This window comes from Bacillus sp. SIMBA_074 (assembly GCF_046534555.1).
In the GTDB taxonomy this organism is placed as follows: Bacteria; Bacillota; Bacilli; order Bacillales; family Bacillaceae_G; genus Bacillus_A; species Bacillus_A mycoides.
The window spans coordinates 1-17074 of sequence record NZ_JAWRYM010000042.1; the positions used below are offsets into that span (position 1 = coordinate 1).

A 17074-nucleotide genomic window follows, 5' to 3' on the forward strand; every position below is an offset into this window, starting at 1 on the left:
CGTGGTGTAGTGGTTAACATGCCTGCCTGTCACGCAGGAGATCGCCGGTTCGACCCCGGTCGGGACCGCCATTTTAATAAGGCTCGGTAGCTCAGTCGGTAGAGCAGAGGACTGAAAATCCTCGTGTCGGCGGTTCGATTCCGTCCCGAGCCACCATTTTAATAAAATATGCCGGCTTAGCTCAATTGGTAGAGCAACTGACTTGTAATCAGTAGGTTGGGGGTTCAAGTCCTCTAGCCGGCACCATGTAAGTTTCGGAGGGGTAGCGAAGTGGCTAAACGCGGCGGACTGTAAATCCGCTCCTTCGGGTTCGGCAGTTCGAATCTGCCCCCCTCCACCATTTTACATAGGGGCATAGTTTAAAGGTAGAACTGAGGTCTCCAAAACCTCCAGTGTGGGTTCAATTCCTACTGCCCCTGCCAAATATACAAACACAACATGGCGGTTGTGGCGAAGTGGTTAACGCACCGGATTGTGGCTCCGGCATTCGTGGGTTCAATTCCCATCAGTCGCCCCATTTTTATTTTTTAAAAATTACAAATAAATTAATGGATACTTACATATAATTAAGTAAAACTTCGGTGGGCTATAGCCAAGCGGTAAGGCAACGGACTTTGACTCCGTCATGCGCTGGTTCGAATCCAGCTAGCCCAGCCATTTTTGCGGAAGTAGTTCAGTGGTAGAATACAACCTTGCCAAGGTTGGGGTCGCGGGTTCGAATCCCGTCTTCCGCTCCATTTTAACTTCATATGGCGGCATAGCCAAGTGGTAAGGCAGAGGTCTGCAAAACCTTTACCACCGGTTCAAATCCGGTTGCCGCCTTTCTTTTATGCCGATGTGGCGGAATTGGCAGACGCGCACGACTCAAAATCGTGTTCCTTCGGGAGTGTCGGTTCGACCCCGACCATCGGTATCACGAACGGCGTAACATCAAGGCTCTACACTAATTGTGTAGAGTTTTTTTGTATTTTCTTCACACTACAAAATAAGCACTAATAGTGCGTTGGGGTAGTGTGCGGTGAGTAGGTGACGAACTTTAGATGCAGTTGGAAGAAACTATGAAGTATTAAAAGGATAAAACCGAAAGTTCGGTTTTATCCTTTTATAAAATTTCAGTAGAATATTACATATACAAGAATTTTTTCGAGCACTCTAGAGAGAATCTCTCCACCCTGGTGACATGAAGTTAAATCCGATACCACCAGTTGAAATTACCACATTATCAGCTGGTAATTTCGTAATTTCGAAAAACTTCTTTTCAAACTCTTCTCTGTTGTACTTGTACATAGTTGAGTGACACGACCATATTTGCGTTGAAGTACTCAACCAGTCCCCTAATTCCTTTAATTTAGGGAACGACTCAAATTGAATTGGACCATCCAATTTCATGAATCTCACTTGATAGATAGTTGGGTTTAACTTCTCTCCTATTCCTTTAAAACCATGTGATTTTTTCTCATTTGAATGTGTCATAATTCTCTCCCATCTTTTCTTCAAATTTTTTCCTATTTTAATTATACAGCAATAGAAAGTAATTAAGGAAATATTATGGGATTAGTAGAGGAATGAAAAGGAATAACTTTAGTTTGATAATGAATAGTTCATAACATACTACATAACAAATCTTTAAAAGGACATGGCAGCTTTGCCCTGTTTCTTATTGTTTAGCGAGAAATAATAAAATAAATTATCACAGTAATAAATGAAATATGATAAATTTAATCAAGGGAGAGAAATGAAAGTAAAAGGTGTCAGTTATTTAATATGATTCCATTTTGGCTCCGTTTCATTTTAATTTATCATGTTTAAAGAAGCTCAAAATTTTTAAAATGCTTTAAAATAAAGGATTTTAAGGGTAGCACTCTATATAAATGTCACCTAAAAAGACCCTAACAGAAATGTTAGGGTTTTTTTTGTTAAATTATGCTATGTGATTTTAAAATTCGTAATAAACTTAGGAATTCATGTATAATATAACTTGTCGAAAGAACAAAATGATAGTGATTTATATTATGTCTGTAATATGAATCAAAAATGAACTTTTTATATTTCTTTTAAAAATGTGTTGAATACACATTATATTTCATATTAATATTTTTATGTAGATTTAAAATGGGAAAGAGAGTGGAAAGTATGGGCCGTAAATGGAACAATATTAAAGAAAAAAAAGCATCAAAAGATGCAAATACAAGCCGTATATACGCGAAATTTGGACGTGAAATTTATGTGGCAGCAAAACAAGGCGAGCCAGATCCAGAATCAAACCAAACGTTAAGAGTTGTATTAGAACGTGCGAAAACATACAACGTGCCAAGAACAATTATTGACCGTGCGATTGAAAAGGCAAAAGGCGGTTCAGAAGAAAACTATGACGAGCTTCGTTATGAAGGCTTTGGACCAAACGGATCTATGGTAATTGTAGATACACTGACAAATAACGTAAACCGTACTGCAGCAGATGTACGAGCTGCATTTAGCAAAAACAGTGGTAACATGGGTGTAAACGGTTCTGTCGCTTACATGTTTGATGCGACAGCTGTTATCGGTCTTGAAGGTAAAACATCAGATGAAGTTCTTGAAATCTTAATGGAAGCAGATGTAGATGCACGTGACATTCTAGAAGAAGAAGATTCTGTTATCGTTTATGCTGAACCTGATCAGTTCCATTCAGTACAATCTGCACTTAAAGGTGCTGGTGTTGAAGAATTTACAGTTGCAGAATTAACAATGCTTGCACAAAGTGATGTAGAACTTCCTGAAGATGCTCAAGTGCAATTTGAAAAAATGGTTGATGCATTAGAAGATTTAGAAGATGTACAGCAAGTTTACCACAACGTAGACTTAGGGGAATAATATAAGACAGAAGACCCTTTCCTTTAACGGATAGGGTCTTTTTTTATGGAGTTAATTAAGGTGGTAAAGTATTAAAGGTATTTTGTAGCTGCTAGGGAATATGGTTATAGGTTTGTATTTTAAATAATCATATTTCTAGGAGGTATTTCTGTGGAGCATAAAACACCAAAGCATATTGTTGCCGTAGCAGGTTATTTAACAAATGAAAAGAATGAGGTGCTTTTAACGAAAGTGCACTGGCGAGCAGATACGTGGGAAATGCCTGGAGGACAGGTAGAAGAAGGGGAAGCGCTCGATCAAGCTGTTTGCAGAGAAATAATGGAGGAAACAGGATTAACTGTGAAGCCTATCGGAGTTACAGGGATTTATTATAATGCTTCTATGCATATTGTAGCTGTTGTTTTTAAAGTAGCATATGTTAGTGGTGAAATAAAAATTCAATCTGAAGAAATACAAGAGGCTAAATTTGTTGCTTTAAACGAAGAGAACATTGATGAGTATATAACGCGTCCTCATATGAAATCAAGGACACTTGATGCGATGAAAGCAATGCATTTTATTCCATACGAAACATGGGAAGTTCAGCCATATAATCTTATAGGAAGGTTGTAAAGAAAAGGTTAGTTATTTGAGGACAGCTCAAATTGCTAACCTTTTCTTTATGTATACTGTTTCAGAAAAAGGTCACAATAATAATGTGTAGGCTAATAATTGGTGGAGGAAGCAGGACTACCACCTAATTTCCTAGCTTTAGCCAAGTTTTGAGGGAGAATTCTTACTGCACACAAATAGCGAGATAATCCGAAAGCTAGTATTGATTTATAGAACGTTCGTTCTGTATAATGGTGATATATCGTATATAATTAGATTGCTAGATGTTTAAAAGTATAAATGTATAAACTGATATAATAAAAGAATAAAGTGAAATTAAGGAGAGTCCTACTTCCTATAAATAGTGTGATAAATAAATGTATATTCAACATTTCATATGAATAGTAGATAAAAAGGGACTGTGATACAATACATTTTTACACCTTACAATGTTGTAAGGTAGGTGTAAGAGAAATCGATGGGATATTCTTTTATAACAAGGTATTCTTAAATTAAGAGTTATATGCTGTGTGGAAAAGAGGTGTTCGAGATGAAAGAACGAGTATTATCTAGAGTGAATTATCATCAAAAAGTTGCATTAAATCCATTAACTAAATTTCTTTATAAAGCCATTATATTATTATTATTGTTAAGTTTTGCATTATTATTCGTTGGAAATGTAATGATTGAGCGAAGTGATATTAGTAAATTACATGTACCCGCTAAGTTAGAGGTGCCAGAATCATTAACACACGCATTTATTGCGACGGAAGATAAAAGGTTTTATCATCATAACGGTTTAGACTATATAGCGATTATCAGGGCGTCTATTGAAAATATAAAAGCTGGTGGTGTTGTGCAAGGAGGAAGCACGATTACACAGCAGTTATCTAAAAATGCTTTCTTATCTAATGAACGTACATTTTCCCGTAAGTGGAAAGAAATTTTTTATACGAAAAAGATTGAACGTACATTCACAAAGGATGAGATATTAAAATTGTATGTAAGTAATATTTACTACGGAGAAGGCGCATGGGGGATTGAAAAAGCAGCAAACCTTTACTTCGGTAAAAAAGTGGATCAATTAACACTGGCTGAAAGTGCAATGATGGCTGCTGTAGTAAAAGCACCGGCTTATTACTCACCTGCACAAAATTATGATAAAGCAGTTGAGAGACGGAATGTAGTTTTAAGGCTAATGGAGAAAGAAGGGTATATAAATCATGATGAATATGTGCAAGCAGTTAGTGAGAAATTAGTAATTCGCCATGATATAAAAACAGAGCAATCCATGTTAAAAAATGCCCGTGAAAAAGCAGTAAGTTAAAAGAAGTTCCTACATAGGAGCTTCTTTTTTTGATAATTTGTGACAAAAGGCGACACAATATTGTCACAAACGTTGTATTTTTGTAATTTATGTGAGCGTGTTCATTGCGTGACCTATGTAAGTATTGATATTATGTGTATTGTGTACAATGATGTATACAGAATATGAAATTAAAGAGGAATGTATATGAAATCATCAAACAAACTCATGGCTCTTGGTATAGTTTTTTCTATCGCAGTATTGATTGTAATCGGGACGATTGTGTATAGCATCATAAATGACAAGAAAGATAAAGGGAATGAGATGTTTGCTTATTCTACGCAACAATCTTTAGGAAAAGATGATGCTCCAGTTAAGGTAGTTGAATTTGGAGACTTTAAATGTCCAGCTTGTCGTACTTGGGATGTAACAGTATTACCACGATTAAAAGAAGAGTATATTGATAAAGGTAAAGTGCAGTTATATTTTATTAACTTCCCGTTTATCGGAAAAGACTCTGATTTAGGTGCAGCTGCCGGTGAAGCAATTTATAAACAAGATCAAGATTCATTCTGGATTTTCTATGATGAGATTTATCAAAATCAAAAGAAAGATACGGAAGAATGGATTACAGAAGAATTACTTCTTAATATTGTGAAAGAAAAGCTTCCGAAAATTAATGTAGAACAGTTTAAAAAAGATTTACACAGTAAAGAAATGAAAGACAAAGTACGTAAAGATTCAGATCGTGCTCAAAAATTAAAAGTTCAAGGTGCTCCTTCAGTATATATAAATGGGAATCTTGCAAACCCTGATTTCGATAGTATGAAGAAGGCGATTGATAAAGAATTGAAAAAGTGATGAGGTATCTCATCACTTTTTCGACTTTTTTCGATAAATTTCTTGCTTCGATTTTTTTTACATGCTATACTACTTTACATAAGTTATTTCAATATCTTATATTTTTTTCATATTTGCGGGTGTAGTTTAGTGGTAAAACAAGAGCCTTCCAAGCTCTGGTCGAGAGTTCGATTCTCTTCACCCGCTCCAAATTTTATTTAATGTTTTTCTAATAAATTGTGATCAACGCAGTGTTTCGTTTCTAAGATAAACGAAGCATTGCGTTTTTTAATGTTTGAAAATCATAATTGTATGCGAAAATAGAAGTGAGGAATATTATTCCAAAAGTGAATTGATAACCAGTATAGTCGTTACATAAGGGATGGATTCATCGGTGGAGGCGATTGAAAATGGACTTTGAACAATTAAAGCAAGATGTAATTGCGTATAGTAAAACGATTGGTATAGATAAAATAGGTTTTGCCAGTGCTTCACCATTTGAGGAATTAAAGCAGCGCCTAATCCAGCAACAACAATTGGATTATCAGTCTGGATTCGAAGAGCCTGATATAGAGAAGAGAACGAATCCACAGCTATTGTTACCTGGTGCGAAATCAATTATTGCGATTGCTTTAGCATACCCTTCAAAATTAAAAAATGCACCATTAAGTAAACGTGGGGAACGACGTGGGATTTTTTGCCGTGCTTCTTGGGGCCAAGATTATCACTTTGTTCTACGAGATCGTTTGCAAAAGTTAGAGGCGTATTTAATCGAAAAGCTGCCGGATATAGAAGTGAAATCAATGGTTGATACAGGGGAGCTAAGTGATCGAGCTGTTTCAGAGCGTGCCGGTATTGGATGGAGTGGTAAGAACTGCGCTATTATTACGCCGGAATTTGGTTCGTATGTATACTTAGGAGAAATGATTACGAATGTTCCATTCCCTCCTGATCGGCCAATAGAAGATCAATGTGGAAGTTGTACGAAATGTATTGATATTTGTCCTACAGGTGCTTTAGTACAAGGCGGGCAGTTGGACTCGAAGAAATGTATTGCATTTTTAACACAGACAAAAGGGTTTCTGCCTGAAGAATATCGCGATAAAATAGGAAACCGTATATATGGATGTGATACGTGTCAGACTGTTTGTCCGAAAAATAAAGGAATGGATTTTCATAACCATCTTGAAATGGAGCCTGACCCTGAGTTAGTTAAACCGTTATTAACACCACTTTTAACAATTAGTAATCGTGATTTTAAAGAGAAGTATGGAATTATGTCTGGTTCATGGAGAGGTAAAAAACCATTGCAACGAAATGCTATTTTAGCACTTGCGCATTTTAAAGAAACAGCAGCAATTCCTGATTTAATCGGTGTTATGAAAGATGATTCAAGACCAGTCCTTCGTGGAACAGCAGCATGGGCACTTGGGAAAATTGGTGGAGATGGAGTAGGAGAAGCGATTGAAAAAGCGATGGAACGTGAGAAAGATGAAGAGGTTCTTCATGAAATGAATCGTGGACTTGAATTGTTAGCACAGAAAAAAGAGTAGATAATATCTCCCTTTTTCATATTGTAATATGGGAGGGAGACGAAATGGTTGTAAAAGCGAATATTGAAAAGCAAGTGCAACAGTTTTTAGCATATATAACAGAGAAACGAACAGATGTAGATGGTATTGCAGTAGATTTGTTACAAATGGTACAGAGAAAGAAACAATTGTTTCAAAAGCGTAGTGCACATATAGTGAAAGCAACTGCAGATATTTCTTTCGTTAGACAATTAAATAGTAATGAGCATCAAGAAATTGATTATCAAATACACTTGAAATATTTAATTAAGCATAAAGAATTATTTTATATCGAAGAGGAACAATTAAAACGACGAGTTTGTTTAAAAAATAGTTGTATAATAGATGATTATGCTCTTGAAGTGTCAGAAGAAATAGGAATAGGTGAAACGTTAGAACGGGAAGTCACGAAAGAAAAATACGGTTCATATCAATATAATCGTTTAGAGGCAGTGAAATATGCAGAGCGTTGGTGGGATGATCGCAATTCTGCATACCGTAATTTTCCGGATAATTGTACAAATTTTATTTCACAATGTCTGCACACTGGAGAAGTCCCAATGAATGGACATCCTAACATTCGTAAAGGGTGGTGGCAAAGGGGAAACCAGTGGAGTTGGAGCTGGGCTGTAGCACACTCTTTTTATTGGTATTTGTCAGGTGCTACAACAGGGCTTCGAGCAGAAGCAGTAGAAAGGCCAGAAGACCTTATTCTTGGCGATGTAATTGCGTATGATTTTGAGGATGATGGTAGGTGGAATCATACGACAATTGTAGTAGCAAAAGACGCAGATGGTATGCCGCTTGTAAATGCACATTCAGCGAATAGCCGCAGGCGTTATTGGAACTATGAAGATTCTAGTAAATATACACCACAAATGAAATATAAATTCTTTCATATTATTAATGGGTAGAGATTTTTCGTTCAAGTGGTATAATACGTAGTAGATAAAAAATAGAGGTGAATATCGCGTGGGAGTACATGTTGTTTTATATCAACCAGAAATTCCAGCAAATACAGGAAATATTGCACGTACTTGTGCAGCAACTGGAACAGAATTACATTTGATTAGACCGCTTGGATTTTCAACGGATGACAAAATGTTAAAGCGTGCAGGATTAGATTATTGGCAGCACGTAAAAGTTACGTATTATGATTCAATCGAAGAATTTTATGAGAAAAATAAAGATGGTGAATTCTTTTATTTAACAAAGTATGGCGAGAAAGCTCATACAGCATTTGATTATAGCAAACGTGAGAAGGATTACTATTTCGTATTTGGAAGAGAAACAAATGGATTACCAGCTAATGTAATTGAAGAAAACTTCGATCATTGTTTACGTATTCCAATGACGGATAAAGTACGTTCATTAAATTTATCTAATACAGCAGCAATTTTAATTTATGAAGCGTTCCGTCAACAAAATTATCCAGGATTAGATTTAGAAATCGTGTATTAAAAGTCGCCATTTGGCGGCTTTTTTATTTTTTTAAAAAATATGTAATCATACATTTTAAAAAAGGTACATATTCATATAGAATGAGATATATGAATAAAAATAGATAAGACGGGTTGAGATAAATATGAAGGAACAATATAATAATCAAAATACCTTTTTAAGTATGATAGATATGGATTTAGTAAGACAGGGATTGTTACATGCTATTCAAGATTTAGTGTTTATTGTGAAAGTTATTGATGATGAAACTTTTAAATATATTTATGTGAATAAAATAGGAATGAATCACGCCAGGCTAGGGAAAGAATGTTATGGGAAAACTTTTGCAGAAGTATTACCAGAAGATACGGCAAGGTTATTGCAAGGACACTATGCAAAAGTAATGAGAGAAGCGAGAGCAATTACATTTTGTGATGTAATTAGTTTGCCAACTGGTGATATACATTATGAATCTTCACTTAATCCAGTATGCGATGTAAATGGAACATGTCAGTTTATTATTTGTATTACTAGAGATATTACAGCACAGGTTAAGAAAAAAGTGGAAATAGAAGAAAAACAAATGTTATTTAAGTCATTACTAGAATATAATAATGATTCCATTATATCTGTAGATTCTATTGGAAGAATTACATATGCAAATCCAGCGACTTATGAAATTTTTGGGTATCGATATGAAGAGTTAAAGGACCAATTTATTTGTCAGTTTATAAATAAAGAATATGAAAAAACTTTTCAAATTATATTTAAAAATGCTTTACAGGGAAGAGCAAAACAAATTGTTGCAAAGAAATATATTCATAAAGAAGGATATGAACTTTATATTTCCGTGAGGACAATCCCTATTATTGTGAATAGTGAAATCGTCGGGGTGTACATTGTTACGAGGGATGTTACGAGGCAAGTATTAAATGAGATGAAAACAGAATATTTAGCTTACTTTGATCAGTTAACGGGGTTAATGAATAGAATATCATGTACAAATAAGCTAAATGAATTTTTAGCTGAGAATAAAGAATTCGCATTGGTTTTTATAGATTTGGATGAATTTCACCTTATTAATGATACATTTGGTCATAAAGAAGGGGATCAAGTCTTAAAAAAAGTTACTGAATGCTTACGAGACCTAAAAATAGAAGATATGCATTTATTTAGAGAACATGATGATCAATTTGTTATGTTAATAGAAAATATAACGAGAGAATACGTAGAGGAAGTTGCACAAACAATATTAAAAAAAATTAGTGGGCATTTTGTAATAGAAGAAGAGGATGTTTATTTGAGTGCATCAATTGGGATTGTAATGGCCCCAGAAGATGGAATGGATGAAAAAATGCTTTTCCAAAGAGTCGACGCAGCTTTGGAAAAAGCAAAGGAAAAAGGAAAAGGGTATTATCATTTTTATTGTAGTGGATTAGATTGTGAACGTGAACAAAGGTTTATAATAGAAAATCAGTTACATCGTGCTATAGAGAAAAATGAATTTTCCCTCTATTATCAACCTCAAATTAATATTGAAACGGGAAAGATAGCCAGTATGGAAGCCTTAATAAGGTGGGAGAATAAGGAGCTAGGTTTTGTCTCGCCCAATCAATTTATCCCACTTGCTGAAAGAACAGGGTTTATTATTAAACTTGATGAATGGGTAGTACATCAAGTTTGTGAACAGATACGTGAATGGTTAAATAAAGGATATGAGGTTGTACCAATCGCAGTTAATATTTCAGCTAGACATTTTCGTTCTATTACATTAATAGAGATGATTACACGTGCTTTAAATAAGTACAACGTTCCCCCTCATTTATTAGCAATAGAAGTTACAGAAGGGGCTCTTATACATAAAGATGTATCAAAAAGAGTGTTATTGCAGTTAAAAGAACAAAATTTAAAGATTCATTTAGATGACTTTGGAACGGGATATTCATCTTTAAGTTATTTAAAAACATATCCGATTGATACGTTAAAAATTGATCGTTCTTTTATGGAAGGTATATATATAGATGAAAGAGATACGAATATTACGGCTGCAATTATTCATTTAGCACATACTCTAGGGTTAAATGTAATTGCAGAAGGAGTAGAAAAGGCGGAACAAATACAATTTTTAAAGGGGAAAAATGTAAAAATAGCACAAGGTTATTTTTATAATCGCCCTTTATCGATATACGATGTGGAAAATATTTATTTTAAATAGTGTATAAAAAACAAGAAAAAAAGTGATGTGCTGAAAAGCACATCACTTTTTTTGTGTACCTGGCTTATCGTTATAACCAGATGTGAAAATAGCTGTAAGAAATGTGAGCGATACACCTAAAATTAATAATAACTTCATACTAATTTCCTCCTTACTTTTTCGGTTTACGAATCCTATTTGTGAATCGAAATGTATGTAAGGTTCCTAGAAGAAAAGAATTTATTTACAATGAATAGCAGCGTGAAAACTTTAATACCTTTATTATACAGAATTTTCTTTGAATTTTGGAGAGAATTTTATAGCGCTATTGTATATTTCGTTTTGATTTAAAGAATGTTTAAGGACATCCTAGCATACCTTTTATAATAATCCGATTGAACAAGGAGATGGGGGAGGAGCTATAATGGATATTCTAAAGAAAATTGAACAATATCGGGAAGCAGAAGAACGTTTACAATGGGAAGGTACGTTTGCGGAGTATTTGGAGCTTGTGAAAGAAAGACCATGGGTGGCTCAAACAGCACACTCTCGCATTTACAATATGATAAAAGATGCTGGAATTGAAGAAGTTGATGGTAGAAGAAAATATAACTTCTTTAGTAATCAGCTATTTGGATTAGAGGATGCTTTAGAACGCCTTGTGGAAGAATATTTTCATCCATCTGCAAAACGATTAGATGTTAGGAAACGTATTTTGTTATTAATGGGGCCTGTTAGTGGGGGGAAATCAACATTAGTTACGATGTTGAAACGAGGATTAGAAACATATTCACGAACAGATCGTGGAGCGATTTTTGCAATAAAAGGATGCCCAATGCATGAAGATCCACTTCATTTAATTCCGCAACATTTACGGAATGATTTCTTTGATGAATATGGAGTAAGGATTGAAGGGAATTTATCACCATTAAATGTTATGCGTCTAGAGCAAGAATATGGGTCAAGAATTGAGGATGTAGTTGTAGAGCGTATTTTCTTCTCTGAAGATCGCCGTACAGGAATTGGTACATTTAGTCCTTCTGATCCAAAATCACAAGATATTGCCGATTTAACAGGTAGTCTAGACTTTTCTACAATTGCAGAATACGGTTCGGAATCAGATCCTCGTGCATATCGATTTGATGGAGAATTAAATAAGGCGAACCGCGGCATGATGGAATTCCAAGAGATGTTAAAATGTGATGAGAAATTTTTATGGCATTTACTATCGCTTACACAAGAAGGGAATTTTAAAGCAGGAAGATTTGCGCTTATTTCAGCAGATGAATTAATTGTAGCGCATACAAATGAAACAGAGTATCGTTCCTTCATAGCAAATAAGAAAAATGAAGCATTGCATTCACGAATTATTGTAATGCCGGTTCCATATAATTTACGGGTTAGTGAAGAAGAACATATTTATGAAAAAATGATTCGTGAAAGTGATGTGTCCAATGTTCATATTGCACCGCATACACTTCGCGTTGCAGCAATGTTCACTATTTTAACTCGTTTAAAAGACCCGAAGCGTCCAGATATTGATTTAATTAAAAAGATGCGTTTATATGATGGAGAAACGGTAGAAGGATATAATACGATTGATGTAGAGGAACTGCAACGCGAATATCAAGATGAAGGTATGAAGGGGATTGACCCTCGTTATGTCATTAACCGAATTTCTTCTACAATTATTCGAAAAGAGGTACCATCTCTTAATGCACTAGATGTACTGAGATCGTTAAAAGACGGATTGGATCAGCACCCGTCAATTAGTAGTGAGGACCGAGAGCGCTATATGAATTTCATCTCATTAGCGAGAAAAGAATACGATGAAATTGCTAAGAAAGAAGTACAAAAAGCATTTGTTTATTCATACGAAGAATCAGCTAAGACACTTATGGATAATTACTTAGATAACGTCGAAGCATACTGCAATAAATCAAAATTACGTGATCCGTTAACTGGTGAAGAAATGAGCCCAGATGAAAAACTTATGCGTTCGATTGAAGAGCAAATTGGAATTTCAGAAAATGCTAAAAAGGCATTCCGTGAAGAAATTTTAATTCGCATTTCTGCTTATGCACGTAAAGGAAAACGCTTTGATTATAATTCACACGAACGTCTTCGTGAAGCGATTCAGAAAAAACTATTTGCCGATTTAAAAGATATAGTGAAAATTACAACATCAACGAAAACACCAGACGAAAATCAGCTTAAGAAAATCAATGATGTTGTTGCACGCTTAATTGATGAGCATGGCTATAATTCTTCATCTGCGAATGAATTGTTACGATATGTAGGTAGTTTGTTAAATCGATAGTTTGATAACAAAACGCTGTCTCTTATTCTTGGGGCGGCGTTTTGTTATCTATTGATATTTGTAAAAAATGTCATAGCTTGTCCGAATATAATAAATTAAGATACGATTTTATGAATTTCTTGTCAATTATTTTTACAATATGCATATTATAGAGTAACCAACCATTCATACAAAAAAGCCAACACAATACAATATGTTGCAAAACGAAAATGTGTGCAACAATGCATTGTGTTTCTTTCTTATCAACGGCTGAATGTTTCTTTCTATTATGTGAGTGGCAAAATTTTGTTTAGGATGCTCGGAGTATTGTATGAAAAACGCTATATATGTTTATGGGATGATTTTCGATGAACAGTTATTTTTCAAATATTCTAGTTACGCACACTAGAAAACAAAATTATAGATTGCTGTTCATAGGGGAAGACAATTACAGTAAGGAGGGAAAGGAATGAGCGAAGAAAACCAACCAAATTACACGATTTCACAGGAAAACTGGTCCCTCCATCGCAAAGGATATGACGACCAACAACGCCATCAAGAAAAAGTGCAGGAGGCAATCAAAAATAATTTACCAGACCTTGTAACAGAAGAAAGTATAGTTATGTCTAATGGCAAGGATGTTGTGAAAATACCGATTCGTTCTTTAGATGAATATAAGATTAGATACAATTATGATAAAAACAAACACGTTGGGCAAGGAAACGGTGACAGCAAAGTTGGTGATGTTGTTGCAAGAGATGGATCAGGTGGTCAAAAGCAGAAGGGACCAGGAAAAGGGCAAGGGGCAGGAGATGCAGCTGGAGAAGATTATTATGAAGCAGAAGTCTCAATTTTAGAATTGGAGCAAGCGTTTTTCAAAGAGTTAGAGCTGCCTAATTTAAAGAGAAAAGAAATGGATGAAAACCGGATTGAACATATTGAATTTAATGATATTAGAAAAACAGGATTATGGGGAAATATTGATAAGAAACGGACGATGATATCTGCATATAAACGAAATGCAATGCGTGGTAAAGCATCTTTCCATCCAATTCACCAAGAAGATTTAAAGTTCCGTACTTGGAATGAAGTGTTAAAGCCAGATTCAAAAGCTGTTGTATTAGCGATGATGGATACGAGTGGATCGATGGGAATATGGGAGAAGTATATGGCACGTAGCTTCTTTTTCTGGATGACAAGATTTTTACGCACAAAGTATGAAACCGTAGACATTGAGTTTATTGCTCACCATACGGAAGCGAAGGTCGTCACAGAAGAAGAGTTTTTCTCAAAAGGGGAAAGTGGTGGAACAATCTGTTCTTCTGTATACAAAAAAGCACTTGAGTTAATCGATAATAAATATTCACCAGACCGTTATAATATTTATCCATTCCATTTTTCAGACGGTGATAATTTAACTTCGGATAATGCTAGATGCGTAAAGCTTGTGGAAGAGTTGATGAAGAAGTGTAATATGTTTGGGTATGGGGAAGTGAATCAGTATAATCGTTCATCATCTACCCTTTTTTCTGCTTATAAAAACATTGAAGATGAGAAGTTTAAGTATTATATATTGCAAAATAAGAAGGATGTTTTTGAATGCCTTAAAAAGTTCCTTAAGAAATAAATTTAGATATAAAAATACTTAAATGTAAAATATCTTAGGTTTAGAAATATATCAATGAATACACAGTGAATTTTTGAAGGAGAAATAAAAATTTTATCAATGGAAAGCTCACATCAATTAGGTTCTTATTGCCCAAAAGTAGAGAGATAAGCGAATAAAAAAGCAGTACCACCGCTATAAAAGAGTTGGTACTGCCATATTGAGTGACAAATGTTTTGTTAATTAGAATGTACTTGCTACTTTAACAGCCTTTTCAAGCCCTGCAGCAATAATTTTTTCTGCTTTATCAGGGAATTGGTTGTGACCTTCAATCACTACTTTCTCCATATCTTTTACACCGAAGAAGTTCATCATACTTGCTACATATTTAACAGCCATTTCTACTTCAGCTTTTGGTCCTTCAGAATATACACCGCCACTTGCATTTAATAGTGCAATTTTCTTATCTCCGATAAGACCTACCGGACCTTCTGGCGTATATTTAAATGTTTTGCCCGCGCGGTTTAAGTAATCAATATATGTGTGTAGTACAGCTGGGATTGTTAAGTTCCATAACGGGAAACCAAATACAACTTTATCAGCTGCAAGGAATTGATCTAAATATTTATCAGCTACAGCCACAGCTTTTGCTTCTTCTGCTGTTAAATCAAGTCCTCTACTAGCCTTAAATGTACCGTTAATCATATCTACTCCTACATATGGCAATTCTTCATTGTATAAATCAAGCTCTACCACTGTATCGTTTGGATGTGATTCTTTATAATTCGTTAAAAAAGCCTCATATAATTTCACACTAACCGCCTGATCTGCTGGACGATTATTTGCTTTTACAAATAAAACTGTTGTCATTCTGTTTTCCTCCTGTTAATCACTCTTACGTTGTTATATATTTATTCACTAAAAAGAGCGTTATCTTATCTTTACAATATGTTTTTAAAACTATACTCCATTTCTCCACCTAGAGCTTCAGCTGTATCACCAGTTTCTCTGAAATCATGTGTATGAATTAGTTCAAACGGACCAAAATCTGTTTGTTTATAAAATTCATAGCAAGGGAATCCATCATGTTTACCTTCAATATTAACAGTACCATCTTTTTTGACATGCACAGTTAAAAGATAGTCAACAGCAGGTGCATTTATATTTAATGGGTTGCTAGCACTTGCACTCATTTGAAACTTGACGTCATTAGAACTCCATTCAATATCAGTGCATACAATACGTCCTGTACTAGCTTTTCCTGTTCTTTTATTAACGGAACCATCTGAAGTTGTAACTCTTTCCGTTGTTATACCCGTATCCCCATATGTGAAAATTTCTTTTTTATGAAAGTCTACAACTACTTCTTGTTCAACTCTAGAACGCATAGCGTTTACAGCATAAGGGGTAAATTCACGTGAGTCACCTTCGAATTCGATTAAGCTTCCCGTTTGATTATCTTTTTTAGATCCAGTCCAACCTATTGCAGTCCAAGACATTGGAATGAATACACTTGCTCTAATTTTAACGATATTAGCCATGATAAACACCTCTTTAATTCTAATTTTATTTTGGATAATATATAACATTGAACCATTAAGCAAAACTGGTCGCAATTTGTTTCATATAATCAATTACTTTTCCTTTAAGATTTGTTGCTTCTTGTTCGGATAATAATCCTATTCTGATTAATATTTATATCTAGAGTGTCTTTTTAAAGTTGTATTCCATTTCCCCAGCTAGTGCTGCTGGAGTGTCACCTGTTTTTCTGAAATCATGTGTATATATTAATTCAAATCGACCGAAATCTGTTTGTTTATAAAATTCATAGCAAGGGAATCCATCATGTGCACCTTCAATATGAACAACACCACTTTCGTTAACACGTATAGTTAATAAATAGTCAGCTGCAGGTGCTGCTGTATTTAAAGGATTGCTGGCACTTGCCCTCATTTCAAAAGAAACTTCATCAGCGCCCCACACAACATTCGTACATACAATGTTTTCTGTACCTGTTTTTCCTTTTTTATGCTCAATAGAACCATCTGGATTTGTAATTTTTACAGTTGTAATACAAGCATCTGCAAACGTGAAAATTTCTTTTTTATAAAAATCAATAATCACTTCTTGCTCTAATCTTGACCGCATTGTGTTTACAGCGTATGGTGTAAATTCACGTGCATCACCAGTATATTCGAATACCCTTCCTGTTGCAGGATCTTTAATAGGTGCCAACCAAGCATACGGTGCAAATACACTCCCTCTAATTTTAACGATATTAGCCATGAGAAACCCCCATAATTTATTAATTTTTATTTTGGTGAATCCTATTTCTTTTATAATCATAATATAGCCAACTCAATTGACTATATTA

Annotated in this window: 14 protein-coding genes and 11 tRNA genes; 21 read left to right on the forward strand and 4 right to left on the reverse strand. The window is 34.8% G+C overall.

Annotation, left to right across the window (positions count from 1 at the left end):
• Position 1 precedes the first annotated feature (1 nt).
• From SB773_RS27525 to SB773_RS27570, 10 genes are all read left to right on the forward strand, one after another.
• Positions 2-71, forward strand: a tRNA-Asp gene (locus tag SB773_RS27525).
• A 9-nt stretch (positions 72-80) separates the two neighbouring features.
• Positions 81-156, forward strand: a tRNA-Phe gene (locus SB773_RS27530).
• A gap of 14 nt (positions 157-170) precedes the next feature.
• Positions 171-246 (forward strand) — tRNA-Thr (locus tag SB773_RS27535).
• Positions 247-256: 10 nt separating this feature from the next.
• Positions 257-340: transfer RNA gene (locus SB773_RS27540), tRNA-Tyr, on the forward strand.
• An 8-nt stretch (positions 341-348) separates the two neighbouring features.
• Positions 349-422 (forward strand) — tRNA-Trp (locus tag SB773_RS27545).
• A 19-nt stretch (positions 423-441) separates the two neighbouring features.
• Positions 442-517, forward strand: a tRNA-His gene (locus SB773_RS27550).
• A gap of 65 nt (positions 518-582) precedes the next feature.
• Positions 583-657 (forward strand) — tRNA-Gln (locus SB773_RS27555).
• 5 nt (positions 658-662) lie between these two features.
• Positions 663-737: transfer RNA gene (locus SB773_RS27560), tRNA-Gly, on the forward strand.
• 14 nt (positions 738-751) lie between these two features.
• Positions 752-822: transfer RNA gene (locus SB773_RS27565), tRNA-Cys, on the forward strand.
• Positions 823-831: 9 nt separating this feature from the next.
• Positions 832-913 (forward strand) — tRNA-Leu (locus SB773_RS27570).
• 239 nt (positions 914-1152) lie between these two features.
• Here the strand turns inward: SB773_RS27570 and SB773_RS27575 are convergent.
• Positions 1153-1473, reverse strand: coding sequence for a DUF3884 family protein (locus SB773_RS27575; RefSeq protein WP_044444398.1), 321 nt, complete (start codon positions 1471-1473; stop codon positions 1153-1155).
• A gap of 660 nt (positions 1474-2133) precedes the next feature.
• Between SB773_RS27575 and SB773_RS27580 the strand changes: the two genes are divergently transcribed.
• From SB773_RS27580 to yhbH, 11 genes are all read left to right on the forward strand, one after another.
• Positions 2134-2853, forward strand: a complete 720-nt coding sequence (locus SB773_RS27580) for a YebC/PmpR family DNA-binding transcriptional regulator (protein WP_002113875.1) — start codon at positions 2134-2136, stop codon at positions 2851-2853.
• Positions 2854-3003: 150 nt separating this feature from the next.
• A complete protein-coding gene (locus SB773_RS27585) occupies positions 3004-3465 on the forward strand; it encodes an NUDIX hydrolase (protein ID WP_002010362.1) in 462 nt (153 codons plus the stop codon).
• A 529-nt stretch (positions 3466-3994) separates the two neighbouring features.
• Complete coding sequence (locus SB773_RS27590) at positions 3995-4771, forward strand: transglycosylase domain-containing protein (protein ID WP_002113878.1); 777 nt, start codon at positions 3995-3997, stop codon at positions 4769-4771.
• A gap of 186 nt (positions 4772-4957) precedes the next feature.
• Positions 4958-5611 (forward strand): DsbA family protein, encoded by a 654-nt coding sequence (locus tag SB773_RS27595; protein WP_002091101.1) that lies wholly within the window; start codon positions 4958-4960, stop codon positions 5609-5611.
• A 115-nt stretch (positions 5612-5726) separates the two neighbouring features.
• Positions 5727-5800: transfer RNA gene (locus SB773_RS27600), tRNA-Gly, on the forward strand.
• Positions 5801-6000: 200 nt separating this feature from the next.
• Positions 6001-7143, forward strand: coding sequence for a tRNA epoxyqueuosine(34) reductase QueG (queG, locus tag SB773_RS27605; protein ID WP_410593367.1), 1143 nt, complete (start codon positions 6001-6003; stop codon positions 7141-7143).
• 44 nt (positions 7144-7187) lie between these two features.
• Positions 7188-8075: an amidase domain-containing protein gene (locus SB773_RS27610; protein ID WP_002029655.1), complete on the forward strand. Its 888-nt coding sequence runs from the start codon at positions 7188-7190 to the stop codon at positions 8073-8075.
• A 58-nt stretch (positions 8076-8133) separates the two neighbouring features.
• The gene (trmL, locus tag SB773_RS27615) at positions 8134-8622 is read left to right on the forward strand and encodes a tRNA (uridine(34)/cytosine(34)/5-carboxymethylaminomethyluridine(34)-2'-O)-methyltransferase TrmL (protein ID WP_000538149.1); all 489 of its coding nucleotides are present in this window, start codon (positions 8134-8136) and stop codon (positions 8620-8622) included.
• Between the two features lie 124 nt (positions 8623-8746).
• Positions 8747-10816 carry a sensor domain-containing protein gene (locus SB773_RS27620; protein ID WP_410593371.1) on the forward strand — a complete coding sequence of 690 codons (2070 nt, stop codon included), beginning with the start codon at positions 8747-8749 and terminating at the stop codon, positions 10814-10816.
• A 403-nt stretch (positions 10817-11219) separates the two neighbouring features.
• Complete coding sequence (locus tag SB773_RS27625; RefSeq protein ID WP_131248006.1) at positions 11220-13115, forward strand: PrkA family serine protein kinase; 1896 nt, start codon at positions 11220-11222, stop codon at positions 13113-13115.
• Between the two features lie 448 nt (positions 13116-13563).
• The gene (gene yhbH / locus SB773_RS27630; protein ID WP_410593373.1) at positions 13564-14721 is read left to right on the forward strand and encodes a sporulation protein YhbH; all 1158 of its coding nucleotides are present in this window, start codon (positions 13564-13566) and stop codon (positions 14719-14721) included.
• A gap of 222 nt (positions 14722-14943) precedes the next feature.
• Here the strand turns inward: yhbH and SB773_RS27635 are convergent, their stop codons facing one another.
• The 3 genes from SB773_RS27635 to SB773_RS27645 form a co-directional block, all read right to left on the reverse strand.
• Entirely contained in the window at positions 14944-15570 is a 627-nt protein-coding gene (locus SB773_RS27635; protein ID WP_410593375.1) for an FMN-dependent NADH-azoreductase, read from the reverse strand.
• A 71-nt stretch (positions 15571-15641) separates the two neighbouring features.
• Entirely contained in the window at positions 15642-16241 is a 600-nt protein-coding gene (locus SB773_RS27640) for a DUF3238 domain-containing protein (protein WP_410593377.1), read from the reverse strand.
• 160 nt (positions 16242-16401) lie between these two features.
• A complete protein-coding gene (locus SB773_RS27645) occupies positions 16402-16986 on the reverse strand; it encodes a DUF3238 domain-containing protein (protein WP_410593379.1) in 585 nt (194 codons plus the stop codon).
• Positions 16987-17074: the final 88 nt, after the last annotated feature.

What these genes read in the sequence shown, in the direction of transcription:
- SB773_RS27575 (WP_044444398.1), bottom strand. Translation starts at nt 1,473, where the DNA reads ATGACACATTCAAATGAGAAAAAATCACATGGTTTTAAAGGAATAGGA.
- SB773_RS27580 (WP_002113875.1), top strand. Translation starts at nt 2,134, where the DNA reads ATGGGCCGTAAATGGAACAATATTAAAGAAAAAAAAGCATCAAAAGAT.
- SB773_RS27590 (WP_002113878.1), top strand. Translation starts at nt 3,995, where the DNA reads ATGAAAGAACGAGTATTATCTAGAGTGAATTATCATCAAAAAGTTGCA.
- SB773_RS27595 (WP_002091101.1), top strand. Translation starts at nt 4,958, where the DNA reads ATGAAATCATCAAACAAACTCATGGCTCTTGGTATAGTTTTTTCTATC.
- queG (WP_410593367.1), top strand. Translation starts at nt 6,001, where the DNA reads ATGGACTTTGAACAATTAAAGCAAGATGTAATTGCGTATAGTAAAACG.
- SB773_RS27610 (WP_002029655.1), top strand. Translation starts at nt 7,188, where the DNA reads ATGGTTGTAAAAGCGAATATTGAAAAGCAAGTGCAACAGTTTTTAGCA.
- SB773_RS27620 (WP_410593371.1), top strand. Translation starts at nt 8,747, where the DNA reads ATGAAGGAACAATATAATAATCAAAATACCTTTTTAAGTATGATAGAT.
- SB773_RS27625 (WP_131248006.1), top strand. Translation starts at nt 11,220, where the DNA reads ATGGATATTCTAAAGAAAATTGAACAATATCGGGAAGCAGAAGAACGT.
- yhbH (WP_410593373.1), top strand. Translation starts at nt 13,564, where the DNA reads ATGAGCGAAGAAAACCAACCAAATTACACGATTTCACAGGAAAACTGG.
- SB773_RS27635 (WP_410593375.1), bottom strand. Translation starts at nt 15,570, where the DNA reads ATGACAACAGTTTTATTTGTAAAAGCAAATAATCGTCCAGCAGATCAG.
- SB773_RS27640 (WP_410593377.1), bottom strand. Translation starts at nt 16,241, where the DNA reads ATGGCTAATATCGTTAAAATTAGAGCAAGTGTATTCATTCCAATGTCT.
- SB773_RS27645 (WP_410593379.1), bottom strand. Translation starts at nt 16,986, where the DNA reads ATGGCTAATATCGTTAAAATTAGAGGGAGTGTATTTGCACCGTATGCT.